Below are 24,513 nucleotides of genomic sequence, written 5' to 3'. Positions count from 1 at the left end.
CCGGCAAGGCCGCCACGTCGCGGTGGTCGATCTGCGCGACCACGAGGCTAAGGAGACCGCGGCGACGATCACCGCAGCCGGCGGCACCGCCGTGCCCGTCGCCGTGGATGTCACCGACCCGGCGTCGGTGAAGGAGGGCCTCAACGAGGTTCGCCAGAAGCTGGGATCGATCTCCATCCTGGTCAACAACGCTGGGTGGGACGAGCTCAAGCCCTTTGTCGATACCGACGAGGAGTTCTGGCAGCGCGTCATCGAGATCAACTACAAGGGCGTGCTTCGGACCACGCACGACGTGCTTCCGGCGATGATCGAGGCGGGGTGGGGGCGGATTGTCAACATCGGCTCGGACGCCGGTCGTGTCGGTTCGTCGCTGGAGTCGGTGTACTCGGGGGCCAAGGGCGCTGTGATCGCATTCACGAAGACGATCGCTCGCGAGGTCGCCCGCGCGGGGGTAACCGCCAACACCGTGTGCCCCGGCCCGACCGACACCCCTTTGCTACAAGAGATCGTCCGCGGCCAAGCCGATGCAGACAAGGTGATCGGTGCGATGACCCGGGCGGTGCCGATGAAGCGTCTGGGCCGGCCGGAGGAGGTCGCCGCCGCGGTCGCGTTCCTCGCTTCCGACGACGCGGGGTTCATCACCGGACAGACGCTGTCGGTGAGCGGCGGCCTTACCATGGCGTAGCTCTGAACCATGGCGTAGCTCTGACCGACGGCCGCAGCGCCGGGAACGCTACCGCCCCCCGGTGCCGCTCCTTAGCTCCAGGTTCTTGACGATAGGGGGATCGGCGCTGAGCTTCCCGACGCGGCGGGCGCCACCGGGAGAGCCGATTTCGGAGAAGAAGTCGGCATTGATCTGCTGATAGTGCCGTACACCGTCGGGGAGGTCGGTCTCGTAGTGGATCGCCTCCACGGGGCAGACCGGTTCGCACGCCCCGCAATCGATGCACTCGGCGGGGTGGATGTACATCATCCGTTCGCCTTCGTATATGCAGTCGACCGGGCATTCTTTGATGCACGTCTTGTCGAGAACGTCGACACATGCCTCGGTAATCACATAAGTCACGGATTCACCTTTCTCTACTCTTTATGTAACCCCGTTGCGACGTCACGCTGGACGTGGCGGATGACCGTAGGCTGGTACCTGCCAGAACGGGGCCGTGCGCTTCACACGGCCGAGGAGCCGAAGATGGTCTCGGCTATCCGGGCACGGTGTTGGCGCGGGGTCCCGTACGCCTGTTCCATGGCCTTCCCCCGTTTGAGCCACAGGTGCAGGTCATGCTCCCAGGTGAAACCGATCCCACCGTGGCATTGCAAAGCGCTGTCGTTGGCGGTCTTTTCCGCTTCCGACGCGCAACTCTTGGCAACCGCCGCGGCCGTCGGCGCTTCATCCGAACCAATGGCGACCAAGTGCGCGGCGACCCACGTCGCCGGCCGGGCGAATTCGACCGCGAGATAGGCATTGGAGAGTTGATGCTTGACGGCCTGAAACGATCCGACCGGTCTGCCGAACTGCTCCCGCTGCCGCACATAATCGACCGTGGTTTCTACTAAGTACGCCCCGATGCCCACGAGCGTGGCAGCGGCGGCCACGGCGGCGCGTACGGCTAAAAGGTCCGCCCGTCCGGTGCTGCCGGGCAACAAGGTATCGGAGGTGGCTTCGGCGCGGATAGTCGCCAGGCGGCGGGCGCCGTCCTCGACTTCGTGGGACTCGATGTCGCAGTTGCTCACGGGTACGACATGCAGACAGTCCTCGCTCGCCACCACGATGAGGTCGAACGAGCTGTCGATGACAGCGAACGGTGCACCCGGCGGCTGAATGGTGGCGATTAGTTCGCCGGCTGCGATGGCGGGCAACCACCGCTCGATCTGGCGGTCGCTGCCCATGTCTGCGATCGTCAGCGCCGCCACCGCGGTCTCCAGCAGCGGGTCGGGAAGCGCGACCCGGCCGGCTTCCTCGAGCAGCAATGCGAGCTCCACATCAGAGCGCCCCAGGCCGCCGAACCGTTCTGGCACTACGACACCGAGGAACCCAATCTCGGCCAGTCGAGCCCACGCCGCGCGATCGACGGCGCAGTCGGCATCCCAGGCCGAACGAACCCGCGACGCAGGGTACTCGGCACGCAAGAATTCCCGTGCCGCGGCTGCCAGCTCTTTCTGGTCGGGCGTGAGGTCGATGTTCACCGCGGCTCCCGTGGAAGTCCGAGCAGGCGCTCGCCGATGATGTTGCGTTGTATCTCGTTGGTGCCGGCGAAGATTCGCGACGCCCGAGCGTGCCAGTATCGGCGATGAAACCCGGCTCCAGCGGCACAGCCGGATGAATCCGCCAGTTCTGCGAAGGGACCCAGGATCTGCAGAGCGGTTTCCTGGATTCTGCTGTCGAGCTCCGACCAATACAACTTGACGAGGCTGGACCTGGAACCGACGCCGGTGCCCGCGGCGAGTTGGCTGGCGATGTGCTGCATGTACCGGCGGAAAAGCTCGGCCTCGGCGAAGCGCGAGGCGATCTCGTCCCGGAGGGCGGGATCGTCGGCGATGCCCATACGTGTGGCGAGGTCGACCAATTGCCGCACGTCGTTGGACAGACGCACGTGGTTGCCCAAGCCGGTGCCGCGCTCGTAGCCCAGCGTCGCCATGGCAACGCGCCACCCGTCACCGACCGCACCGATGACGTTCTTCGCGGGAACGCGCACGTCGGTGAAAAACACCTCGGAGAAACCCGGCTCGCCGTGCAACTGGCGGATCGGCCGCAACTCGATGCCAGCAGTGTCCATCGGCAGCACGATGTATGTCAGGCCCCGATGCCGAGTCTGGCCGGGGTCCGTGCGGACCAGGGCGAACATCCATTCGGCGAACGCGGACAGTGATGTCCAGATCTTCTGGCCATTGATGACGAAATCGTCTCCGTCAAGGACCGCCCGAGTTCGCACGGCGGACAGGTCGCTGCCCGCGCCCGGTTCGGAGAATCCCTGGCACCATAACTCGTCGCAGCTGAGCATCCCCGGCAGCCAGCGCTGCTTCTGCTCGGTGGTGCCGAATTCGATGATGGTGGGGCCCGCTAGTCCGAGGGCGAGACGGTTCAACCGCTGCGGAGCTGCGGCTCGGTGGTACTCCTCGTCGAACAGCATCTGGCGCATGAAGTCGGCACCTCCGCCGCGGTACTCTCGCGGCCAATGCAGCGCCGAGTAGCCCGCGGTGTACAGCGCTTTCTCCCATTCCCGATGTGCGGCCACACCCTCGGCCGTGTAGGGCGGCGGTAAGGGGTGAGTGGGCGCGTTGGTCGTCAGCCAGGCGCGTACTTCATCGCGGAACGCCAGCTCTGAATCGGAGTACGACAATTCCATCGTCAACGTCCCCCCGGATTCTCGCCCACACCGCCGTTGCGAGTTGAGCGCATCGTCAACGCCAAGGGGAGAAGTCGGGCTTGCGTTTGTTCATGAAGGCATCGGCGCCTTCGGATTGCTCTCCGGACACGAAGAAGCCGGGGTTCACCTGGTTGAGAATGCTGAACCGGTCCTGTGCTTCCCGCATGGGCGCGACCGCGTCGTCAAAGGACTTTTTGACCAGTTTCAGCACGGTCGGGCTAAGCGCCAGCAACTCGTCACACCAACGCGCGACTTCGGCATCGAGATCCTCCGGCGGCACACACGCGTTGATGAGCCCCCAGTCCAGCGCCTGCTTGGCCGAGTAGCGCCGGCACAACATCCACATCTCCTTGGCCCGCTTCATACCGACCACCGTCCACAGGTAGCTCACCAGCCACCCCTCGGCTGGACTGGCGACGCGCGGACCGTTCTGTCCGAGCACCGAGCGATCAGACGCGATGGTGAAATCGCAGGCGTAGGCCATGTGGTGTCCCCCGCCGATCGCGTAGCCGTCCACCCGGGCGATCACCGGCTTGAGACATTCACGAAACGCGCGGTAGAGCTGCTTGACCAACTCGTCGAAGGAGTCATCGCCGGCGTTGAACGTGCTCTCGTCCTCCACGCTGACGTCACCACCCGCGCAGAATGCCCGTTCGCCGGCACCGGTCAGCACGATCACCCCGACGTCGCCGTCCTCGCCGGCACGTCGCACGGCCGATGTCAACTCCCTGAGGGTGTGCGGCGTGAATGCATTCAATTTGTCGGGACGATTGATCGTTATCCGGGCGACGGCATCCTTGACTTCGTAGCGGATGTCGGAGAACTCCACCATTGAACTGCTCATTGAACAACTGCTCCTTCCCAACGTTTCCGGGCCTCGGACTTGGCCTCGGTTACCGATATGCAGAGGACTTGGGTTGCCACGCGGGGGACAGCGGCCCTGCCGTCACACCGAGACGTTGCACGTTCTCGGCACGCCCCGCAGCAAACGCGACTGTCGCCTAGCCATAGCCGAAGTCGGGTGGCCGCTTATTGATGAAGGCGTCGAAGCCCACCCGGGCCTCTTCCCCGGCGAAGAGGTCGACAACCCCAGCGGACTCGGCCCGAAAGCCCGCGCAACGCCCCCCGTCCAGTCGTGCGAGCACACACGATTTGATGCGGCGCATGGCCTGGCGCGCGCCCGACGCGAGTTGTCGAGCGAACTCGACGGCTTCGCCAACGACTCGGTCGCCCTCCACGACTCGGTTGACCAGGCCGAGCGCATGCGCTTCGGCAGCGCTCACCTGCCGGCCGGTGTAGAGCAGTTCCAGGGCGCGGCCCTTGCCGATCGTCTCGCACAGCCGCTGCGTTCCTCCGGCGCCGGGAAGCAGGCCCAGACGAACCTCGGGAACGCCGAGCCGCACGTGTTCGCCTGCGAACCGCAGGTCGCACGCGAGGGCGAGTTCGAGGCCACCGCCCATGGCGTTACCGTTGATCGCTGCGATCACCGGCAACGGCAGTGCTTCCAGATCGTTGAGGGCCCGTTGAATCGCGTTGACGAAATACGCAAATCCGGCAAGATCGATGTCGCGCATCACCTTGATGTCGGCGCCGGCGACAAACTGTTTTCCGTGTCCGGTAACGACGATGGCGCCGACCTCAGGCTGCAACGCTGTCTCCGAGGCTGCCCTGCTGATTTCGTGTACCACCTGCAGATCCAGCGCGTTAGCCGGCGGGCGGTCCACCGTCAACAGCGCGACACCTCTATCCACCTCGACGCGGACGAACTTCGTGTCGCCTACGGCGATAACCATCGAACCTCCAGTAGCGCTGACGCTTGCACCCTTGCACGCCAGACCTTATCGTAGTACTGATTATAAGGCAATGTGGCTATCCGCGCCGCCTACTGAACCGGGAGGCGCAGGACTGCACGCATGCCAGCTGCACCACACCAGGGGGCGTGTAGTCGCCGGGTGGTCGTCATGACCGAAACAAGGGAGTTCCGAATGCTCACGTTCCGCGGAAAGCCGACACCGGAGCAGTCGGCATTTGTCGAAGCCGTCGATGGCTTCTGCCAGCGCGAATGCCCACCGCACAAGCTCCGCGAGCTGACCAAGGGCGGGACCGTCGCCCACAATGACGAGCTGTACGGCAAGCTCGCCAGCACCGGCTGGCTCGGACTGACGATCCCCGAGGAGTACGGCGGGGTCGGGGGAACACTGTCAGAGGTCGCGCTGCTGACCGAGCGCCTGGCCTACCATCGCGTCCCGGTCGGCGGGTACCTGACCACGGTGATCACACTGCAGGCGCTGATCAAGTACGGGTCAGAAGAGCAGAAACGTGCCGTCTTGCCCGGCGTCGCTGCCGGCGACATCCTGTCCATCGCGATCACCGAGCCCGACACCGGCTCTGACGCAGCTGCGGTCAAGACGCGTGCCCGCAAGGAGGGCTCGCGGTGGACGCTCAGCGGTGAAAAGACCTTCACGAGCAACGCCAACCATGCCCGCTGGGTACTCGTGGTGACCCGCACCAACACCGAAGCGCCCAAGCATCAAGGGCTGAGCCTGTTTCTGCTGCCGATGGACCGGCACGGCATCAGCTTCGAACGGCTCGACATGCTCGGCCATATCGACACCAACATCACTCGCTATGAGGATGTCGATGCCGGCGATGACGAGATCGTCGGAGGAATCGACCAAGGGTGGCGGGTGCTGGTACGCGGCCTCAACAGCGAGCGGCTCATCATCGCGGCCGAGGCCCTCGGCATCGGGCAGCGCGCGTTCGACGACACGCTCCGTTATGTAAAGGAGCGGCGCCAGTTCGGCCAACCTATCGGTCGCTTCCAAGCACTCCAACACGGCCTTGCCGAGAGCGCGACGAAGTTGCTGTCCACCCGGTTGCTGGTGGAGCACACCGCCGCGTTACTCGCAGCCGGAGACCCAGCGCCGGGTGAGGCTTCCATCACGAAGCTGCAGGCGACGGAGACCGCAAAGGACGTAGCACTGCAAGGTATGCAGTTCATGGGCGGTATGGGGTACAGCATGGAAAGCGAGATGCAGTCCTATGTCAGGGACGCTCTGGTCATGACAATTTTCGGCGGCACGTCGCAGATTCAGAAGAACATCATCGCCGCCCAACTCGGACTTGCCGACTGATCCGAGAGTACTGCGGCACAGCAACGTTCGCGCTTTTCCGGGCGCGGGATGGTCACATCAAGAGGCACATCGAACAGGGATGAAGGGAACAATCATGGCAGTCGAGATCGACTTGACCGGGCGCTCCGCGATCGTCACCGGCGCGGGCAGCGGAATCGGGCGCGAGGTAGCAACTCTTCTCGCGCGCGCCGGCGCGAAAGTTGCGGCGGCGGATGTCAACGAGGCTGCCGCCAAGGAAACGGCTGCGATCGTCGAACAGGCGGGCGGCACTGCGATCGCCGTCACGGTGGATGTGCGCGACCCCCAGCGCGCGCGCGATGCGGTGAGCGCCACGGTAGAGCAGTTCGGTGGTCTGGATATCCTCGTCAACAACGCCGCGGCCTGGAGTGTGGATCTCTTCAAGAACCTCACCTACGAGCAGTACCAACTCGACGTCGGCGTCACCCTGATCGGCACGATGGTGATGACCAAGGCGGCCTACGACCACATGCGTGAGCAGAAATCGGGAACGGTGGTGAATCTGATCTCAGACGCCGGCCGGATCGGCGAACCATTCCTCGTTTCCTACAGCGCCGCTAAAGGTGGGGTCGTCGGCTTTACGAAGGCATTCGCCAAAGAAGCCGGCCGCTACGGCATCCGATGCAACGCGGTGTCGCCGGGCACCACGAAGACCCCAGGCGCCAGCGCACTGATCGAAAAGTGGGGTGGTGAGGAGACTTTGGTCAAGGCCTACCCGCTGGGCCGACTCGGCGAACCTATCGACCAGGCCAACGCGATCCTGTTCTTCTGCTCGGATCTCAGCTCGTGGATCACCGGTCAGATCCTCAGCGTCAGCGGTGGCTACAGCATGGTGGACTGATCGTCACCCTCTACAGCCCTCCGCGTATAGGATTGCGTTTTTTGTCATGTCAGCGAAGTGGTCAGGTAGGGGAATCACCGCATGCCGTCCCGTAACTTCACCGGGCGCGAAGCAGCGGAACAGAACCGCGGTGGTCCGCCTGGCCGGACCTACAGCGAACCGAGGCACACATAAACGAGGCATACGAGCATGACCGTCGCGGATGCTACCCCGCTGCCGTGGTCAGACGGCGACCGTCGGCGGTCGGGCCGGCACTTCTACTGCTCGCTTGGCAGCGGTTGTAGACCGCAGAATCAGCGGCTGGCGCTAACCGGCTTGGTAGCTTGGTAGAGCGCAGCGAACTGCTCGCGGAGCTGGTATTTGAGTATTTTGCCGCCGACGGTCTCGGGTAGCTTTTCGGCGAACACGACGCGCTTAGGGGTCTCGAAACCGGCGAGCCGCTGGCGGCAGAAGGCGACAATGTCCGACTCGGTGGGCGCGCGCCCGGCGTGGGACGTGACGATTGCTGTGACGGCTTCACCCCAGTGGGGGTGGGGCAGTCCGATGACCGCCGCACGCGCTACGTCGGGGTGGGTGTGCAGCACAGCCTCTACGCGCATGCTCGAGACGTTCTCTCCACCGGTCTTGACGATGTCTTTGTAGCGATCGACCATGATCCGCAGCCCGTCGCGGTCAATCGATGCGCTGTCGCCGGAGTGAAACCAACCGCCGCGGAATGCCTCGCGGGTGGCGGCTGGGTTGCGGTAGTAGCCGGCGGTCATGATGGGCGATCGGTAGACCGCCTCACCGGGCTGCCCGCGCACAGGTTGGCCAGATTCGTCGACGACGTCGGAGGCCAGCAGCGGGCTGGGCACACCGACGTAGTTGGCCTGCGGCGCGGTGGCGCGGTGCGCCTCGGGCCATTTTGCGGGCCAGAACCGGTGACATGCGATCGCCTCGGTCTGACCGAAGATGCCCATCGCCACCAGTTCTGGGCCGCAGCGCTGCACCAGCCGGTCGAGCAGCTCCGGGGCCAGTGCTCCCCACCCGTACACCAGCACGCGCAGGCTGGTTGGGTCGAACTCCGGGTGGGCCTCGAACTCGTCGGCTAGGGACGCAACGAACTGCGGTGAGCCGGCCCACAGCGCCGTGATCCGCCGGGCGTCGACAGCCTTGGCTACCACCTCGGGTACAGGCTTTCGGCCGATGAGCAGGCGGCCTCCGCTGAGAAACGCCGAGAACATGAAGATCTGGTCGCCGACGTGATAGGTGACCGGCAGGAACGTGGCAAGGCGCAGGTCGGATTCCACGGTGAGACCGCGAGTCAGCGAGAGTGCGAAGTTCATCGCCGCCAGGTAGGTGCAGTGGTGGGACATCATTGCGCCTTTGGGCATCGATGTGGTGCCGGAGGTGAACAACAGCTCCCAGATGTCGTCGCCGTGGATCTCCACGTCGGGCTCGGTGTCGGGTTTGCTGTCGATCAGCTCGGCGAAACTTGGCGAGCCAACCACAGGGGCGCCGCCGATGGTGATCGTCACACCTGGGCGCAGGCCGGCCGCGCTGAATCCGCGTTCGGCGCGGGGCCATAGCTCGGCGTCCACCACCGCGAAGGCCGGTTCGGTTTGTCCGATGAGGTGTTCAACCACATCGGGAGCCAGGTTGGGGTTGAGGGGGACGGCCACCATTCCCGCCTTCGCGATGCCGATCTTGGCGAGACAGGCTTCGACGGAGTTCTCGCAGAACAGCAGCACCCGCGCGCCAGGTTGGAGCCCCGCGCTGGCGAGCGCGTGCGCGAATTGGTTTGCGGTTTGGTCTGCCTCACGATAGGTCAGCCGGGCAAACCGCCGGTCCCCATAGGCACCGGGCCATCCGGCGATCGCGATCTGGTCGGGATAGCTCCAGGTGAGCCGTTCGAGCACATCACCTACCGATGTCCGTTCCCAGCGGCGCGTTGCTCGCCTGCCTCGCAGGGTGGTCACATCCGGGTCCATTGCAGCTCCTTGTGCGCGAGTCACGTTCAGAATGTCACGCCGATGCCGCGCGATCAATGCTCTAGTTACTCCTGGTTCACAATGTCTGGTGCTGGCGCCACCCCGAGACAGCCGTGCGCGGCCGTCCTGAGCAGCTCGGCGAGCCGAACTGGCGGTAGTCCGCTGCGGAAGAACAGGGTCGACTGGATGGCGCCGATGGCGGCATGCACCGCGACCCGCAACTCGGCGTCGGCCAGGTCGGGACGCAGGTGGCCGAGCACGTGGACCCACTCCTCCACGTAGTGTCGTTGGTCTCGGCGCAGTCTTCGCTGCTGTTCCGGCGCAACGTTGTGCCCCTCGCGGTGGTAGACGGCCAGCACCGCGCGGTCTTCGACGGCTATCCGGACATGGTCGTCGACCAGCGCCGACAGGGCTTCGGCATCGCTCGGCGCTGTCGAAATGATCGCCCCGGCACCGTGACTGAGCCGTCGCATCACCCTGTCGAGAAGTGCTACCAGGATCGCGTCCTTGCTGGGGAAGTGGCGATAGATCCCCGAGCCCACGATGCCCGCCCGGGCTCCGATGTCGACGAGGGCCACGCCGTGGTACCCGCGCTCGGCGACCAGTTCGGCCGAAGCGGTCAGGATCCGCTCCTTTCGTTGCGGGTCGCGCTGCCGTGCGTGCGTCGCACCGTCCCCCATCTGGCCCTCCTCGCCGTGCATGTCGTACAGTCTCCTACGTGAACAGTGAATCACATACCGTGCTTCTCGAGGGAACACTGTGCCGGTGCTGACATCGCAGCTCGATACGTCGAGCGAGGCTTATCAGGCCAACCGGGAGGCGCAGTTGGCGCTGCTTGCACAGCTCGACGAGCAGGTTGCACTTGCGGTCGCCGGGGGTGGTGAGCGGTATCGGCGGCGGCATCGTGAGCGGGGGCGGCTTCTGGTCCGGGAGCGTATCGAGTTGTTGCTGGACCCGGCCAGCCCGTTTTTGGAGTTGTCGACGTTGGCTGCCTGGGGGACCGGGTTCACCGTCGGCGCCAGCGTGGTGACGGGCATCGGGGTGGTGTCGGGCGTGGAGTGCATGGTGATTGCGCACGACCCGACGGTGCGGGGTGGGGCGATGAACCCGTATTCGCTGCGAAAGACGCTGCGCGCGCTGGAGATCGCGCGGGTGAACCGGCTGCCGGTGATCAACCTGGTGGAGTCCGGCGGGGCGGACCTGCCCCAGCAGGCCGACCTGTTTGTGCCGGCCGGCCGTATCTTTCACGAGCTTACGGAGTTGTCGGCGCTGGCGATCCCCACGGTCGCCTTGGTGTTCGGGAATTCGACGGCGGGCGGGGCGTATGTGCCGGGGATGTGTGACTACGCGGTCCTGGTGGACCGGCAGGCCAAGGTTTTTCTGGGTGGTCCGCCGTTGGTCAAAATGGCGACAGGTGAGGTGGCCGACGATGAGGCGCTGGGCGGTGCCGAGATGCATAGTCGGGTGTCGGGGTTGTCGGACTATTTCGCCGCGGACGAGCGCGATGCGATACGGATTGGCCGCCAGATCATGTCGCGGATCAACTGGCGCAAACTCGGCCCCGCTCCTGTGGGGTGCGCGGCGGCGCCGCTGTATGACCCGGAGGAGATTCTCGGGATCGTCTCGGCCGATGTGAAGGTGCCGTTCGACCCGCGTGAGGCGCTGGCGCGGGTGGTGGATGGCTCGGAGTTCGACGAGTACAAGCCGCTGTACGGGACATCGCTGGTCACCGGGTGGGCGCAGGTGCACGGCTATCCGGTGGGGATCCTGGCCAACCATCGAGGCGTGTTGTTCTCCGAGGAGGCCAAGAAGGCCAGCGAGTTCATCCTGCTGGCCAACCAGACCGATACGCCGTTGGTGTTTCTGCAGAACACCACGGGCTACATGGTCGGTGCGAGCTACGAGCAGGGCGGCATCATCAAGGACGGCGCCAAGATGATCAACGCGGTGACCAACAGCACGGTGCCGCACCTGACGATCACCATGGCCAGTTCGTTCGGTGCCGGCAACTACGGCATGTCCGGGCGCGCGTATGATCCGCGGCTGCTGTTCGCCTGGCCCGGGGCGAAGCTGGCGGTGATGGGCGCGGCGCAGTTGGCCGGGGTGATGTCGATCGTCGGGCGGGAGTCGGCGGCGTCGATGGGGCGGCCGTTCGACGAGGAGGCCAACCGCGAGCGCACAGCGGCGATCGAGGCCCAGATCGACACGGAGTCGCACAGTTTCTTTGTCACCGCCCGGCTGTATGACGACGGGATCATCGATCCGCGCGACACCCGCACCGTGCTGGGCATGTCGCTGTCGGCGGTGCACTCCAACACCGTGGCCGGCCGCCGCGGCTTCGGCGTCTTTCGGATGTGAGGCAGATGATCCAGAAACTGTTGGTGGCCAATCGCGGCGAGATCGCCGCCCGGGTGATGCGCACCGCGCACGCCATGGGTCTGGGGACCGTCGCGGTCTATTCCGACCCTGACGCCGACGCGCCGTTTGTCGGCCTGGCCGATGAGGCTGTGCGGCTGGCGGGCGCCGCGCCGTCGGATACCTACCTCAACGCCGAGGCGATCATCGATGCGGCCCGGTTGACGGGGGCCGATGCGGTGCATCCGGGCTATGGGTTCCTCTCGGAGAACGCCGGGTTCGCGGCCGCCTGCGCCGAGGCCGGGCTGACGTTCGTGGGGCCACCGCCGGCGGTCATCGCCGCGATGGGCTCAAAGGTCGAGGCGAAAGCGCTCATGGAGAAGGCCGGCGTGCCCGTGCTGCCCGGCGCAACCCTGGACGAGGACTCCGATCTGGCCGCCGAGGGTCAGCGGGTGGGCTACCCGCTGCTGGTGAAGGCGGCGTTCGGCGGTGGCGGGCGCGGCATGCGGATCGTGGAATCCGCCGACGCGCTGGCCGACGCGGTGGCGGCTGCCCGCCGGGAAGCGGCCTCGGCCTTCGGCGATGCGACGGTGTTCCTCGAGCGCTACGTCGTGAATCCGCGGCACGTGGAAGTGCAGATCCTTGCCGACACACACGGGGCGGTGGTGCATCTGTTCGAGCGCGACTGCTCGATTCAGCGCCGCCACCAGAAGATCGTCGAGGAGTCCCCGTCGCCGGCCGTCGACGACACACTGCGCGCCGAACTCGGTGCGGCCGCGGTGGCCGCGGCCAAGGCAATCGGTTATGTCGGCGCGGGCACCGTCGAGTTCGTGTTGTGGGCGGGCGGGTTCGCCTTCCTGGAGGTCAATACCCGGCTGCAGGTGGAACATCCGGTCACCGAGCTGATCACCGGCCTGGACCTGGTGGAATTGCAGCTGCGGATCGCCGACGGCGAGCCGCTGCCACCGGAGGCGTTCGATGCCCGCATTCGCGGGCATGCGATCGAGGCGCGGCTGTATGCCGAGGACGTCTGCGCCGGCTTCCTGCCCGCCACCGGCGTGCTGCACCGCTTCGCCGTACCGGATGACCCGGGCGTGCGGGTGGACACAGGCGTGGCCGACGGCTCGGTGGTCAGCCCGCATTACGACCCGATGCTGGCCAAGGTGATCGCGCACGGACCCACCCGGGCCGACGCCGCACGAAGGCTGGCGCGGACGCTGGCGCGCGCTCAGCTGCACGGCGTGACCACCAACCGCGACCTGCTCGTCGGGATCCTGCGCGAGGAGGAGTTCCTGGCTGGCAGCACCGACACGGGCTATCTCACTCGCCATGACCCGTCGGTGCTGGCGGCGCGCGTGCCTGGCGCGCTGGCCGTGCATGCGGCCGCGGCGGCGCTGGCCGCCCAGGTGCTAGACAGGTTGTCGAGCCCGGTGTTGCGGACCCTTCCTGCGGCGTGGCGCAACATTGTGAGGACGTCCCAACGCGCCAGCTACCGTTGCGGTGAGCGTGCTATCGGGGTCGCCCACCGCCAAGTCGGTGATCGGGTGCTGATCGAGGTGGACGGTGAGCCGCTGTCTGGGGTACGGGTGCAGGCGGCGGCGCCGCAGCGGGTCGTCCTGGAGATCGATGGCGTGCGTCGCTCGATCAGTGTGCATCGCGCTTGCGGTGTGTCGTATGTGGATAGCGCTTTGGGTTCGACGGTTCTGGTCGAGGTGCCGCGGTTCCCCGATCCGTCGTCGGCGCGGCACGCCGGCTCGCTGGTGGCCCCGATGCCGGGAACGGTTGTGCGGGTACTGGCTACCCCCGGCGCGGATGTCGCCACCGGGCAGGGGTTGATCGTGTTGGAGGCGATGAAGATGGAGCACACCGTCACCGCGCCCGCCGACGGGACCGTCGTCGACGTCTGTGTGGCGGCCGGTGATCAGGTCGACGCCGGCCAGACACTCGCCATTGTCGAGGACAGCAGCGCGGCCAGTGACGGAGGGCAGCAGTGAGCGATCCGGTGACCTACCAGGTCGTCGACGGCGTGGCCTGGTTGACCATCAACCGGCCCGAGGCGCGCAACGCGCTCAACGCCGCCGTGCGCGAGGGCCTGTGGGATGGGATCCGTCGGTTCAACGACGACGCGAACGCCCAGGTTCTGGTCCTGACCGGGGCGGGGGACAAGGCGTTCTGCGCGGGCGGGGACCTCAAGGAGATGGCCCAGGGCGGCCTGACCGTGCCGCCGCCGGATTTCGCCCCGCAGTTCGGCCGCAACATCGATGTCGCCAAGCCGACCATCGCCGCTGTCAACGGGGTCGCGTTCGCCGGTGGGTTCCTGCTCGCCCAGCAGTGCGACCTGGTGCTGGCCGCCGAGCACGCGACGTTCGCGATCACCGAGGTCAAGGTCGGCAGGGGAGCGCCCTGGGCCGCCCCGCTGTCATGGTTGGTGCCGCCGAGGATCGCCCTGCAGGTCCTGCTCACCGGGGATTCGCTCAGCGCGCACCGGGCACACGAGGTGGGGCTGGTCAACGAGGTGGTGCCGGCAGCCCGGCTGCGCGAGCGCGCCCAGGAGCTCGCGGAGCGGATCGCCGCCAACGCGCCGCTGTCGGTGCTGGCCGCAAAGCGCACGGCCTATTTGTCGGCGCACCACCGGCTCGATGAGGCCTACGCGCGCGCCGAGCAGATCTGGGCGCCGGTGTATCACTCCGAAGACGCGCAGGAGGGGCCGCGGGCGTTTCGGGAGAAGCGGGCACCGGTGTGGAAGGGACGCTGAGCGTGGCGGTATCGATGAATGCGCTGGCCGATGACCTGGCCGCCGAGACCGCCGACCTGCGCGACCTGCTACTGCCGCTGAGCGACGCCGATTGGCGCCGGTCTACGCCAGCGGAAGGGTGGTGTATCGGCGACCAGGTATCGCACCTGGCCTACTTCGATGACGTCGCCGTGCAAGCGGCGACCGACGCAGACGGCTTCCTCGCCGAGTTGGCCCGGCTGAACGCCGACGGCGGGGTCAACCCGGATTCGATCGCCACGCGCTATCACGAGATGTCCGGCGAGGAGCTGCTGGCCTGGCTGGACCAGGCGCGAAGCCGCCTGCTGGCCGTGTACAGCTCGCTCGACCCGTCCACACGAGTGCCGTGGTTCGGCCCACCGATGAGCGCCGCGTCGTCTCTGACCGCTCGGCTGATGGAGACCTGGGCGCACGGCCAGGACATCGCCGATGCGCTCGGCATCGGCCGCGAACCCACCCACCGGCTGCGCCACGTCGCCCACCTGGGCGTGCGCGCGCGGGCGTTCAGCTATACGGCCAACGGGCGTCAGGCGCCGGATTTGCCGGTGCGGGTCGAGCTCACCGCACCAAGTGGCGCGATGTGGAGTTGGGGCCCCCAGGACGCCGTGGATCGGGTGAGCGGGCCTGCGCTGGACTTCTGTCTGGTGGTGACCCAGCGGCGGCACCGCGACGACACCGCGTTGGTGATCAGCGGGTGTGCGGCGGGGGAGTGGATGGCCATCGCCCAGGCGTTCGCCGGACCCGCGGGAGCGGGCCGGAAGAGGGGACAGTTCCGATGACGGCGACAACCGATCGTGCCTCGGTGGTGCGGATCGCCAACTGTTCCGGGTTCTACGGCGACCGCATCGCTGCCGCGCGCGACATGGTCGAGGGCGGCCCCATCGACGTGCTGACCGGGGACTATCTGGCCGAGCTGACCATGCTCATTCTCGCCAAGGCGCAGCGGAAGGATCCGGGCGCCGGGTACGCGAAGACGTTTCTCACCCAGATCGAGCAGGTGCTCGGCACCTGCCTGGATCGCGGCATCAGGATCGTGGCCAATGCCGGCGGGCTGAACCCGGCGGGCCTTGCCGGCGCTGTCCGCGACGTGGCGGCTGAGCTCGGGCTCGACGCGCGGGTGGCCCACGTGCAAGGTGACGACCTGCGCGGCAAACTGACGGCCATCACCCCGCCGGTGGGCGGGGAGCCCGTCTCGGCCAACGCCTACCTCGGGGGGTGGGGTATCGCGGCCGCCCTCGACGCGGGTGTCGATGTGGTGGTGACCGGCCGGGTCACCGACGCGTCGCTGGTCCTCGGGCCGGCGGCGTGGTGGCATGGCTGGCGAAGCGACGACTGGGATGCGCTGGCCGGCGCGGTCGTCGCCGGGCACGTCATCGAGTGCGGGCCGCAGGCGACCGGTGGCAACTACGCGTTCGCCGAGGACCTGCCCGACTCACGCTATCCGGGTTTTCCAATCGCCGAGGTCGCCGCGGACGGGTCGTCGGTGATCACCAAACACCCGGGTACCGGCGGCCTCGTGTCGGTCGGCACGGTCACCGCGCAGCTGCTCTACGAGATCGGCCCGCCCGCCTACCTCGGGCCCGACGTCATCACGCACTTCGACACCATCACCCTCACCCAGGCCGGCCCGGACCGGGTCGCGATCCGCGGCACCCGGGGCAGCCCCCCACCGCCCACCCTCAAAGTTGCGCTCAACGACGCCGGCGGGTTCCGCAACACCATGACGATGGTGCTCACCGGGCTGGACATCGAGGACAAGGCCGCCCGCGCGGAAGCGATGCTGTTCGACGTACTGGGTGGACGCGACCGCTTTGCCGAGGTCGACGTGCGGCTGCTGCGCTTCGACACCGCCGACGCGCCGACCAATGAGCAGGCCACCGCTCACCTGCGGGTCACCGTCAAAGACCACGACCCCGCGAAGGTGGGCCGCCGCTTCTCCAACGCGGTGATGGAACTGGCGCTGGCCGGCTACGCAGGTTTCCACACCACCAGCCCGCCCACCTCGGAGTCGGCCTACGGGGTCTACCGGCCCGCGGCGGTGCCCCGCGCGATGGTCGAGCATGTCGTGGTGCTGCCCGACGGCGAGCGCCGTGTAGTGCCCGATCCACCCGCAGCCGCCGCGCTCGTGGTGGACCCCGTTGCTGCCCCGCCGGCGTGCCAGCCGGCCGGGCCGACCCGGCGCGCCCCGCTCGGCCGGGTCTGCGGCGCCCGCTCGGGTGACAAGGGCGGCGACGCCAACATCGGGCTTTGGGCACGCCACGACAACGGGTACGCGTGGCTGCGCGAGTACCTCACCGTGCAGCGGATACGCGAGCTGCTCGGCCCCGAGGTCGCCGACCTGAAGATCGACCGGTTCGACCTGCCCAACCTGCGCGCGATCAACATCGTTGTGCACGGCCTGCTCGGCGACGGGGTGGCCTCCTGCACCAGGCCCGACCCGCAGGCCAAGGGGCTGGGGGAGTACCTACGAAGCCGCATAGTCGACATCCCCGAGGCGCTGCTCGACAGCTAACCCGACCACAGACCACCCGCCGGCCGAGACCGACGCCCCATCCGCGCGCGGTTGATCAGTCGATGAGCTCGACAATGGTCGCGTTGGCCATGCCGCCGCCTTCACACATGGTTTGCAGCCCAAAACGAATGCCCTGATCACGCAGGTGGTGCACGAGCCGGGTCATCAGGATCGCCCCCGACGCGCCCAGGGGATGCCCGACCGCGATCGCGCCGCCCAGCGGATTCACCCGCGCCGGATCGGCACCCGTCTCCGCCAGCCAGGCCAGCGGCACCGCCGCGAACGCCTCATTCACCTCAAACGCCCCGATATCACCGATGGACAACCCGCCACGGCGGAGCACCTTCGCCGTCGCCGGGATCGGTCCCGTCAGCATCACGACCGGATCATTTCCCGCCACCGCGCCGGCATGGTAGCGGACGACGGGGGACAGGCCGAGTTCTTTGGCCCGCTCCGGCGAGCTGACCAGCACGGCGGCGGCCCCGTCCGAGATCTGGGAGGCGTTACCGGCATGGATGACCCCGTTTTCGAGGAAGGACGGTGTCAGTTTCGCCAGCTTCTCGACGGTGCTGCCGCGGCGCACCCCTTCGTCGGCCGCCAGGCCGGGGGCTTCCGGGACCGCGACGAGCTGGCCGTCGAAGGCGCCGGCGTCGATAGCCGCCGCGGTCTTGGCGTGGCTCGCGCAGGCAAATTCGTCGAGTGTGCGCCGAGAAAAGCCCCATTTCGCCGCGATCATCTCGGCTCCACGGCCCTGATGGAAGGTCCCTCCCTCGAGGGCCGTCTCGTAGCGGCGTAGCAGCCGTGGCCCGTAGGGCAGCCCGACGTCGCGACCGGCGCCTAACGGAACCCTGCTCATGCACTCCACGCCGCCGGCGACGACGAGATCGTACTGGCCCGACATCACCATGGCGGCCGCGAAATCCAGCGCCTGCTGGCTGGAGCCGCAGGCCCGGTTGACGGTGGTGCCGGGCACGGTGTCGGGCCAGCCGGCGGCCAGCGCCGCGGAACGGCCCACGTTCGCCGACTGGTCACCGACCTGGTTCACGCAACCCCAGATGACGTCGTCGATCAGGGCAGGGTCCACCCCGGTGCGCTCGACCAGCGCCTCCAGCACCCGTGCGGACAGATCTACTGGGTGCACATCTGCCAGCGCACCGCCCCGCTTGCCGATGGGCGTCCGTATCGCTTCGACGATCACCGCCTCAGGCATGCCAACCTCCCATACCCATTACCGAATAATCTCTAATAAGCATTGTGATGATCACCTCTGACGTGATGGATCCAACTCCGGTTTCGTGCTCGCTTTACGTCTACCGTCGGCGCATTGACCACATTTGCGGGGCGCGCTCGGTCTGTACAGCCACGTCCCAGCCCAGTGCCGGCGGCCCTGTCTCCAGCCGGAAGGTGCGCGCCATGGCGCGGGCAAGCGAAGGGTCTTTCGCCGCTTCGCGGGCAAGTTCGAACGCCTGTTCCTCGACGGCCTCGTCGGCAACCGATTCCCACGCAAGGCCCAATTGCGCCGCGCGGTCTCCATCGATCTCCGCGCCACACAGCGCCATCGCGGCGGCCGCTTCGCGGCCGGCGAGGCGGGAGAGCAGCACGAAGTGTCCCCCGCCCGGGTGCAGACCGATGCGCTGGAAGCCCGACATCAGCCGCGCGGTGCGAGCGACGATCCGCAGGTCGGTGGCCAACGCGAGGTTCAGGCCCGCGCCGACGGCCGGGCCGCGCACGGCGGCAATCGTCACCGCCCGGATCGACCCGATCCGGGTGAACGCGGCATAGATGGCGGACAGGCTGGCATAGGTGCTCTCTTCGGCGGGGTCTGATCCAGCGTCGCCGAGCGTCGTGGTGTGCGCTCCCGCGCAGAACGATCCGCCGGAGCCGCGGATCACCAGCGCGCCGATGGAGTCGTCGGCGTCGATTCGATCGGCGGCGGCGACCAGTTCCCGGGACATCTCCGGTGTCAGCGCGTTGCGCCGCTGGGGCGCGGCCAGGGTGAGGGTGGCCACGCCGCTTTCGACGGTGAGCTCGATCTCCATGTTCCTCCGTTCAGGCGGGTTACATGCCGGTGATCGTCGGCCACAGCCCGTCGCCGCCGCCCGCGATGACAGCGCGGCCCAGCTCTCGGGCCCAGTGTTCGGCGGAGCCGCACTCTTCGCGCCAGGCCCACAGCCGGCGGGTCAGGTGATGTAGGCGGTGTTCCTGGGTAAACCCGATCGCCCCGTGTACCTGATGGGCAATCCGGGCCGCTGGTCCGGCCGCGGCGCTGGTACGCGCTTTGGCCGCGGCTATGGCCAAGGTCGCGCTGTGCGGATCGGCAGCCACTGCGGCGACCGCTGCCTGGGCGGCAGCGCCGGCACCCGCAGCCAGGCAGGCCAACTCCGCGATCTGATGGGCCACGGCCTGAAACTGCCCGATGGGCCGACCAAATTGGACCCGCTCCCCGGCGTAGCGCACCGTCGCGTCCAGCACTGCATCCAGGGCACCGGAGAGTTGGACCGCGCGGGCGAGCGCACCAAGTCGGCGCAGGTGGCCCGCGGTGCCTGGCGGAACTTCGGCAAGCGCTGAGCGGGGTATCCGGACTTCATCGGCAGCCAGGTCGTCGCGCGGCTCACCGGCCAGATTGTCGATGCTCACCAATCGGCAGTCGGCAGGGTCGACAAGCGCCGCCAGCGCGGGCTGCGGATCGTCGGTCACCACCAGCACGCGTTGAGACACCCGTGCATACGGCACCCGGTTGGCCACGCCGCGGACGACGGCTCCGGCGCCGTCCGGCGTGAGGGTCAGACCGGCCCCGTAGGCGACCGTCACCGGCCCATCGGGCAGGGCAAGCCCCGACACGGTGCACCCGGCGGCCACCGGGAACAGCGTCTCCGCCAGCGGGACGGGCGCGGCGTGGCCGGCAGCGACACGCAGCACCGTGGCCGCGTCGGCAATTCCACCGCCGGCGCCCCCCAGCCGTTCGTCGACGCCGATCCGGGTCAGCCCGATTTCCTCGAGCCGCTGCCAAAGCTGTGGGCTCCACGAGCCTTCAGCCGCGGAGATCAGCTCCGGCGTGCAGTGCCGGTCCAGCAGATCCGCTACGGTGCGTTCGACCAGATCGATGTCGCTCACCGCAACCCCAGCCCGCGCGCCACGATGCCGCGGAGCACCTCGTTCGTGCCTCCGCGCAAGGTGAACCCAGGCGCGTGCAGTACCGCCCGGGCTAACTCCCGTTCCAGGGGATGAGGTGAGTTTCGGCTCGGCTCGACCTGCGCCAGCGCCCGCACGACATCGATGATGTCGTTTTCCACCGTGGTGCCCGCGTCCTTCACCAAGGCGGCGGCGACATCGGGGGCCTCCCCCCGATCAAGCGATCCGGCTATTTGCAGCGAGAGCCGGCGCAACGCCCACAGCTGCGCCACGAGCGCGCCGACTTCGGTCGCCTGACGCTCATCGTCGGGGTCGGCGCCGCGCACCAGTTCGCGCAGCAGCGGCAGCGTCGACAGGAACCGCTCCGGCCCGGAGCGCTCATAGGCAAGTTCGGAGGTGACCTGCCGCCAGCCCGCGCCGACCTCGCCCAGGACCATGTCGTCGCCGACCCGGACGTCGTCGAGGACGACCTGATTGAAGTGATGCTCGCCGTCCAGCAACCTGATCGGTGTGATTGTCACTCCCGGCGCGGTCAGATCGACGATGAACTGGCTCAGGCCCGCGTGCCGGTCTTCGTGCTGCAGCGGGGCCGTCCGGCACAACGCGATCATGTAGTGGCAGCGGTGGGCCTGGCTGGTCCAGACCTTCGTCCCGTTGAGCACCCAACCGTCTCCGTCGCGTCGCGCGCCAGTCCGGATGGAGGCCAGATCCGAACCGCTATCGGGCTCACTCATCCCGATGGCGAAGAAGCACCGGCCTGCCGCCATCGCGGGCAGGAGCTTCTCGCGCTGCGACTCGGTGCCGTAGCGCAGCAATGCCGGCCCGCTCTGCCGGTCGCTGACCCAGTGCGCCACTACCGGCGCTCCGGCGGCGAGCAACTCCTCCACCACGACGAACCGATGCAGCGCTGGTCGCTCATGACCGCCGTAGCGGCGCGGCCAGGTCATCCCAAGCCAACCGCGATCCCCGAGGCGCGCCGAGAAGGCCGGGTCGAAACCGGCCAGCCAGGCGTCGGTCTGCGGCTCGAACGCGCCTCGGCGCAGTTCTTCGTTGAGGAATGCCCGGACCTCATCGCGCAATTGTTCGGCCTCGGCGGGAAGTTCGACGTCCGGCAGCCTTAGCAGCGGCGAGGCCATCGTTGACGTCGCCATCAGCCGACCACCTGCCAAGCGAGGCTCGGTCCCGATCCGTCGCCGCGCGGGCTGTGCGTGCACTGATCATGCGGAATGGCAGGCACGATCCCGTTCTTCCGGGCTAGAGCTGGGCGAGCAGGGGAGGTACTCCGATGTCCGGCGGCCATGGTCTCAAGACTACCCTATAGATCGTAATCATTATGATCTGATGCCCCGGATTGATTACCGGGGATTCGTCACCGCGGTGCCCAGCCGATGTCGGTGGTCCGGGTGGGCCAGCTCGCGCATGCCCGATGGTGTGGAGTCCCCAACAGGTCGGCGGCGCCGTGCTCGGTCACCACCGTCGGCGCACGCTGTGCTGGCCGGACCGTCCAAGCGGTCCACGATGCGCGAGACGGACCCGTGTGTTTGCCGCCGATGGCAGTGCCACCACGCCCACCCTCCTGGTGACATGGCCCCGCCGTGCAGGAAGTCGACCTGACCACTGACCACCGATCGCGCCGCGCCGGCATTCGGCGCATTCTCGGCAGGACCGGAAGGTGACTCGACTCGCCCCGGATGAGTCGGAGCCGTTGGCTGGTCTACCCTCACGGCCGAACCGAAATGCCATAATCATTCGAACGGATTAGAAATTCACGACCCGCAGGATGGGCGGTCAGACGTTCACTGCACGGCTGTGCCGTGCCAGATCGCAGGAGGACCGACATGGCGACGAACCCGCCGCGATTGCTTTCCTCGTCCGAGGACAGGCTCCCGGGTGAGGAACCGATTCCCGCCAACGAGATGCCGCTCAGTCTGGTCGGCGCCCGATGAATTCACCGGTGACGGTGAAGGAAGCTGGGTTCGGCGTGATGCTGCCCAATTTCGATCCCCTACGGCTTGGCGCGCCGCCGCTCCTGGCCGCCGCCCGCCTCGCTGAAGACCTGGGGTTTGACTCAGGGTGGGTTGGCGATCATCTGAGCTTTCATCCGCCAATATTGGAGCCGTGCGGGGCGCTCGCGGCCGTCGCTGCTGTCACTCAGCGGCTGGTGCTGGGCACCGGCGTGTTGCTCCTGCCGATGCGCAATCCGGTATGGACCGCCAAGCAGCTCGGGACGGTCGCCGCGCTCGCGCCGGACCGCCTGATCGTCGGAGTCGGTGTGGGCGGGGAGAACCCGGCGGAGTTCAAGGCCGCCGGGTACCCCGTTGCACAGCGTGGCCGCAGGCTCGACGAGGCGATGGTTGTCGTCGACGCGCTGATGCGCGGCGAGGCCGTGGACCATCCAGGCCCATTACTTCCGGTGCGTTCGCCGAAGCTGGAGCCGGTGCCATCGTCTCGCCCGCCGCTGGTTGTCGGTGGCCGATCCGCTCACGCGGTGCGGCGCGCGGCCCGGCTCGCCGAAGGCTGGTTTGCGGTGTGGCTGAGTCCCCGTCGTGTGCGTGCGGCAGTCGAAGATCTGCGGGCTCACGCAGAGGAGTTCCGCAGGCCGGTGTGCACAACGGTGATGTTGATGTTCGCGCACATCACCGAAGACGCGGAAACCGGTCGCGCCGAACTCCAACGATTCGTCGCGGGCCAGTACGGCATGCCCGTCGAAGCAATCGAGAAATGGTGTGTCATCGGAAGCGAGGCGCGGGTGGCCGACGCGCTCGCGGAGTACCGCGACGCCGGCGCCGAGTCGTTCGTGATCATGCCGACCGCCGCCAACGTGCTGGCACAGTACGATCGCCTCGCCGCGGTTCGGGAGCGGCTTGCGACGTCCGTCTGACGAGTCGACCGCGTCCCCAGACCGAACTCGCAGCTGCCTACGGAGCGAACTCTCGCCCCAGTAGATGGCGGGCAACAACCAGCTTGGCAACCTGCGCCGTTCCATCGGCGATCTCGAACGCCAACACGTCGCGCAGCCGCTGTCCCTGCAGACTGTCGGTTCCCCATCCAGCGTGGCCGAAGGTCAGCAGCGCCTGGTGCACGACCTCACCCGCGGTCTTGGGCGCGAACCACTTCGCCATGTTCGCGGCCACCGTGTGATCCAAGCCCTGGTCCTTTCGCCACAGCGCCTCGTAGCAGATGTGACGCGCCCCGGCCAGCCTGGTGGCGTGCTCGACCAGCGGGAACGCCACGCCCTGGTTGCGACCGATCGGACCACCGAAAGCCTGCCGCGTTCGCGCATACTCCAGTGCGTCGTCGAGCGCCGCCTGGGCGATGCCGACGCACATCAGGCCGATCACCGCCCGCGAGTAGTCGAAGCCTCGCATCACCGAGACGAATCCAGCGCCCTGTTGTCCGATCAGCTCGTCGCAACCCACTGGCACCCCATCGAAATGCAGCGACGCTCGCCCTATGGCTCGGCCGCCGTGGTCATCGAGCGCGGTTCGCGCGATCCGCTCGTCGTTCAGGTCGACGTAGAACGCGCTGACTCCACGGGCCCCGGGCCCTCCCGTGCGCGCGAACACCACACCGGTGTCGGCCAACATCCCCAGTGAGATCGAAGTCTTCTCTCCCAGCAGCCGCCACCCTGCCCCGTCGCGCTGCGCACGCAGCGACAGGTTGGCCGCGTCGGACCCGTGCTCCGGCTCGGTGAGCACCAGCGCCGACAGGGTGGAGCCATCTGCGATCGGAGGTAGCCACCGCGCCAGCTGCTCCTCGTCGGCGTTGCCGACCAAGATGTCGGCGTTGAGACCGGCGATCAGCAGGATGTAACAGGCGTTGATGTCGGCCCGCGAGATCTCCTCGGCTGCTATGCCGGTCGTGACGGCGTCGGCCCCCTGGCCGCCGAAACGCCCCGGAATGCGCAGGCCGGTCAGGCCCATCGCCGCCATCTGGCGAGGTAACTCCGGGCGCATCCGCGCGGCCCGGTCATCGGCCTGATAGTGCGGAGCGAGCACCCGCTCAGCGAAAGTGGCGAGTTCACGCCGGAAGGCCTCCTGGTCTTCGTCGAAAGCGTAGTGCACGTGCGGCTCCCCGATAGGTTGCTCGGGCGACGGAAGTAGTGTCCGTCACGCCAATTGCGCTGACATTGTCCCTTGTAGTTGGATCCTGGTGAACCCCGGTTCGCCCGGCGTCGCGGCGCTTCGCCTGACCGTGGCCACCGTCAGTCTGCCAGCGGCGAACAGGCGCGGCCTCGACCGGTACTTCCCGAAACCGCTGCCAGGTAGCTGAGGCCGAGACGCCGAACAGTCCCGCACTGATCAAGCGTGGATGGCCGCCACGATCCCTCCCTTCCGGGCTAAAGCCGGGCGGGCAGGGGAACCGACCCTGGGTACGCTTGCCACGAGCCCAAGAGTGCCGTTTGGATAGTAA

At 67.5% G+C, this 24,513-nt stretch carries 21 protein-coding genes; 9 read left to right on the top strand and 12 right to left on the bottom strand.

All coding sequences use genetic code 11. The features are described from left to right. Window positions 1–685, top strand: a 685-nt coding sequence (locus AC5Y5O_RS26425; protein ID WP_500028075.1) for an SDR family NAD(P)-dependent oxidoreductase, incomplete at its 5' end; no start/stop codon positions are given. Between the two features lie 48 nt (window positions 686–733). Here AC5Y5O_RS26425 and fdxA read toward each other — a convergent pair. From fdxA to AC5Y5O_RS26400, 5 genes are all read right to left on the bottom strand, one after another. Then, the gene (gene fdxA / locus AC5Y5O_RS26420; protein ID WP_047040134.1) at window positions 734–1,066 is read right to left on the bottom strand and encodes a ferredoxin; all 333 of its coding nucleotides are present in this window, start codon (window positions 1,064–1,066) and stop codon (window positions 734–736) included. Window positions 1,067–1,167: 101 nt separating this feature from the next. Next, complete coding sequence (locus AC5Y5O_RS26415; protein WP_158230621.1) at window positions 1,168–2,184, bottom strand: acyl-CoA dehydrogenase family protein; 1,017 nt, start codon at window positions 2,182–2,184, stop codon at window positions 1,168–1,170. Then, on the bottom strand, window positions 2,181–3,344 hold the full coding sequence (locus tag AC5Y5O_RS26410; RefSeq protein ID WP_099250703.1) for an acyl-CoA dehydrogenase family protein: 1,164 nt from the start codon (window positions 3,342–3,344) through the stop codon (window positions 2,181–2,183). The genes AC5Y5O_RS26415 and AC5Y5O_RS26410 overlap by 4 nt, the downstream gene beginning before the upstream one ends. Window positions 3,345–3,399: 55 nt before the next feature. Then, window positions 3,400–4,209 carry an enoyl-CoA hydratase-related protein gene (locus tag AC5Y5O_RS26405; protein ID WP_233211443.1) on the bottom strand — a complete coding sequence of 270 codons (810 nt, stop codon included), beginning with the start codon at window positions 4,207–4,209 and terminating at the stop codon, window positions 3,400–3,402. Between the two features lie 157 nt (window positions 4,210–4,366). Continuing rightward, window positions 4,367–5,158: an enoyl-CoA hydratase/isomerase family protein gene (locus tag AC5Y5O_RS26400; RefSeq protein ID WP_099250704.1), complete on the bottom strand. Its 792-nt coding sequence runs from the start codon at window positions 5,156–5,158 to the stop codon at window positions 4,367–4,369. A gap of 168 nt (window positions 5,159–5,326) precedes the next feature. Between AC5Y5O_RS26400 and AC5Y5O_RS26395 the strand changes: the two genes are divergently transcribed. Beyond that, complete coding sequence (locus AC5Y5O_RS26395; RefSeq protein ID WP_171055141.1) at window positions 5,327–6,499, top strand: acyl-CoA dehydrogenase family protein; 1,173 nt, start codon at window positions 5,327–5,329, stop codon at window positions 6,497–6,499. A 94-nt stretch (window positions 6,500–6,593) separates the two neighbouring features. Continuing rightward, a complete protein-coding gene (locus AC5Y5O_RS26390; RefSeq protein WP_158230623.1) occupies window positions 6,594–7,358 on the top strand; it encodes an SDR family NAD(P)-dependent oxidoreductase in 765 nt (254 codons plus the stop codon). Window positions 7,359–7,651: 293 nt separating this feature from the next. Here AC5Y5O_RS26390 and AC5Y5O_RS26385 read toward each other — a convergent pair whose 3' ends face one another. Both AC5Y5O_RS26385 and AC5Y5O_RS26380 read right to left on the bottom strand, forming a co-directional pair. Beyond that, entirely contained in the window at window positions 7,652–9,328 is a 1,677-nt protein-coding gene (locus tag AC5Y5O_RS26385) for an AMP-binding protein (protein WP_095785376.1), read from the bottom strand. Between the two features lie 65 nt (window positions 9,329–9,393). Beyond that, a complete protein-coding gene (locus tag AC5Y5O_RS26380) occupies window positions 9,394–10,029 on the bottom strand; it encodes a TetR/AcrR family transcriptional regulator (RefSeq protein WP_233211444.1) in 636 nt (211 codons plus the stop codon). A 58-nt stretch (window positions 10,030–10,087) separates the two neighbouring features. Here AC5Y5O_RS26380 and AC5Y5O_RS26375 point away from each other — a divergent pair, with 58 nt between their 5' ends. The 5 genes from AC5Y5O_RS26375 to AC5Y5O_RS26355 are packed head-to-tail and all read left to right on the top strand — an operon-like array spanning window position 10,088 to window position 16,968. Further along, window positions 10,088–11,686: an acyl-CoA carboxylase subunit beta gene (locus tag AC5Y5O_RS26375; protein ID WP_095785377.1), complete on the top strand. Its 1,599-nt coding sequence runs from the start codon at window positions 10,088–10,090 to the stop codon at window positions 11,684–11,686. A gap of 5 nt (window positions 11,687–11,691) precedes the next feature. Next, window positions 11,692–13,677, top strand: a complete 1,986-nt coding sequence (locus AC5Y5O_RS26370; RefSeq protein WP_095785378.1) for an ATP-binding protein — start codon at window positions 11,692–11,694, stop codon at window positions 13,675–13,677. Next, the gene (locus tag AC5Y5O_RS26365; RefSeq protein ID WP_095785379.1) at window positions 13,674–14,438 is read left to right on the top strand and encodes an enoyl-CoA hydratase/isomerase family protein; all 765 of its coding nucleotides are present in this window, start codon (window positions 13,674–13,676) and stop codon (window positions 14,436–14,438) included. The genes AC5Y5O_RS26370 and AC5Y5O_RS26365 overlap by 4 nt, the downstream gene beginning before the upstream one ends. 2 nt (window positions 14,439–14,440) lie before the next feature. After that, complete coding sequence (locus AC5Y5O_RS26360; protein WP_095785380.1) at window positions 14,441–15,235, top strand: TIGR03084 family metal-binding protein; 795 nt, start codon at window positions 14,441–14,443, stop codon at window positions 15,233–15,235. After that, window positions 15,232–16,968, top strand: coding sequence for an acyclic terpene utilization AtuA family protein (locus tag AC5Y5O_RS26355; RefSeq protein ID WP_095785381.1), 1,737 nt, complete (start codon window positions 15,232–15,234; stop codon window positions 16,966–16,968). Before AC5Y5O_RS26360 ends, AC5Y5O_RS26355 begins: the two co-directional genes overlap by 4 nt. Before the next feature lie 55 nt (window positions 16,969–17,023). Here the strand turns inward: AC5Y5O_RS26355 and AC5Y5O_RS26350 are convergent, their stop codons facing one another. From AC5Y5O_RS26350 to AC5Y5O_RS26335, 4 genes are all read right to left on the bottom strand, one after another. Next, the gene (locus AC5Y5O_RS26350; protein ID WP_099250707.1) at window positions 17,024–18,178 is read right to left on the bottom strand and encodes a thiolase family protein; all 1,155 of its coding nucleotides are present in this window, start codon (window positions 18,176–18,178) and stop codon (window positions 17,024–17,026) included. 100 nt (window positions 18,179–18,278) lie between these two features. Then, entirely contained in the window at window positions 18,279–19,007 is a 729-nt protein-coding gene (locus AC5Y5O_RS26345; RefSeq protein WP_095785383.1) for an enoyl-CoA hydratase-related protein, read from the bottom strand. A 19-nt stretch (window positions 19,008–19,026) separates the two neighbouring features. Continuing rightward, window positions 19,027–20,082, bottom strand: a complete 1,056-nt coding sequence (locus AC5Y5O_RS26340) for an acyl-CoA dehydrogenase family protein (RefSeq protein WP_095785384.1) — start codon at window positions 20,080–20,082, stop codon at window positions 19,027–19,029. Beyond that, complete coding sequence (locus tag AC5Y5O_RS26335) at window positions 20,079–21,251, bottom strand: acyl-CoA dehydrogenase family protein (protein WP_232530505.1); 1,173 nt, start codon at window positions 21,249–21,251, stop codon at window positions 20,079–20,081. Before AC5Y5O_RS26335 ends, AC5Y5O_RS26340 begins: the two co-directional genes overlap by 4 nt. 803 nt (window positions 21,252–22,054) lie before the next feature. On the opposite strand from AC5Y5O_RS26335, the gene AC5Y5O_RS26330 reads away from it, so the two are divergent. Then, entirely contained in the window at window positions 22,055–22,981 is a 927-nt protein-coding gene (locus AC5Y5O_RS26330; protein ID WP_158230624.1) for an LLM class flavin-dependent oxidoreductase, read from the top strand. A gap of 37 nt (window positions 22,982–23,018) precedes the next feature. Here AC5Y5O_RS26330 and AC5Y5O_RS26325 read toward each other — a convergent pair whose 3' ends face one another. Further along, window positions 23,019–24,164, bottom strand: a complete 1,146-nt coding sequence (locus AC5Y5O_RS26325) for an acyl-CoA dehydrogenase family protein (RefSeq protein WP_095785387.1) — start codon at window positions 24,162–24,164, stop codon at window positions 23,019–23,021. Window positions 24,165–24,513 lie beyond the last annotated feature (349 nt).

It is taken from the genome of Mycobacterium sp. NGS40 (genome assembly GCF_059812735.1).
Note: the sequence above shows the minus strand (reverse complement) of the source record. Positions and strands in the feature narration are given on the sequence as shown.

Bases quoted from the DNA above. Each gene is read 5' to 3' on its own strand.
- AC5Y5O_RS26410 (WP_099250703.1), bottom strand. From the start codon at position 3,344: ATGGAATTGTCGTACTCCGATTCAGAGCTGGCGTTCCGCGATGAAGTA.
- AC5Y5O_RS26405 (WP_233211443.1), bottom strand. From the start codon at position 4,209: ATGAGCAGTTCAATGGTGGAGTTCTCCGACATCCGCTACGAAGTCAAG.
- AC5Y5O_RS26400 (WP_099250704.1), bottom strand. From the start codon at position 5,158: ATGGTTATCGCCGTAGGCGACACGAAGTTCGTCCGCGTCGAGGTGGAT.
- AC5Y5O_RS26395 (WP_171055141.1), top strand. From the start codon at position 5,327: ATGACCGAAACAAGGGAGTTCCGAATGCTCACGTTCCGCGGAAAGCCG.
- AC5Y5O_RS26390 (WP_158230623.1), top strand. From the start codon at position 6,594: ATGGCAGTCGAGATCGACTTGACCGGGCGCTCCGCGATCGTCACCGGC.
- AC5Y5O_RS26385 (WP_095785376.1), bottom strand. From the start codon at position 9,328: ATGGACCCGGATGTGACCACCCTGCGAGGCAGGCGAGCAACGCGCCGC.
- AC5Y5O_RS26380 (WP_233211444.1), bottom strand. From the start codon at position 10,029: ATGCACGGCGAGGAGGGCCAGATGGGGGACGGTGCGACGCACGCACGG.
- AC5Y5O_RS26370 (WP_095785378.1), top strand. From the start codon at position 11,692: ATGATCCAGAAACTGTTGGTGGCCAATCGCGGCGAGATCGCCGCCCGG.
- AC5Y5O_RS26355 (WP_095785381.1), top strand. From the start codon at position 15,232: ATGACGGCGACAACCGATCGTGCCTCGGTGGTGCGGATCGCCAACTGT.
- AC5Y5O_RS26350 (WP_099250707.1), bottom strand. From the start codon at position 18,178: ATGCCTGAGGCGGTGATCGTCGAAGCGATACGGACGCCCATCGGCAAG.
- AC5Y5O_RS26345 (WP_095785383.1), bottom strand. From the start codon at position 19,007: ATGGAGATCGAGCTCACCGTCGAAAGCGGCGTGGCCACCCTCACCCTG.
- AC5Y5O_RS26335 (WP_232530505.1), bottom strand. From the start codon at position 21,251: ATGGCGACGTCAACGATGGCCTCGCCGCTGCTAAGGCTGCCGGACGTC.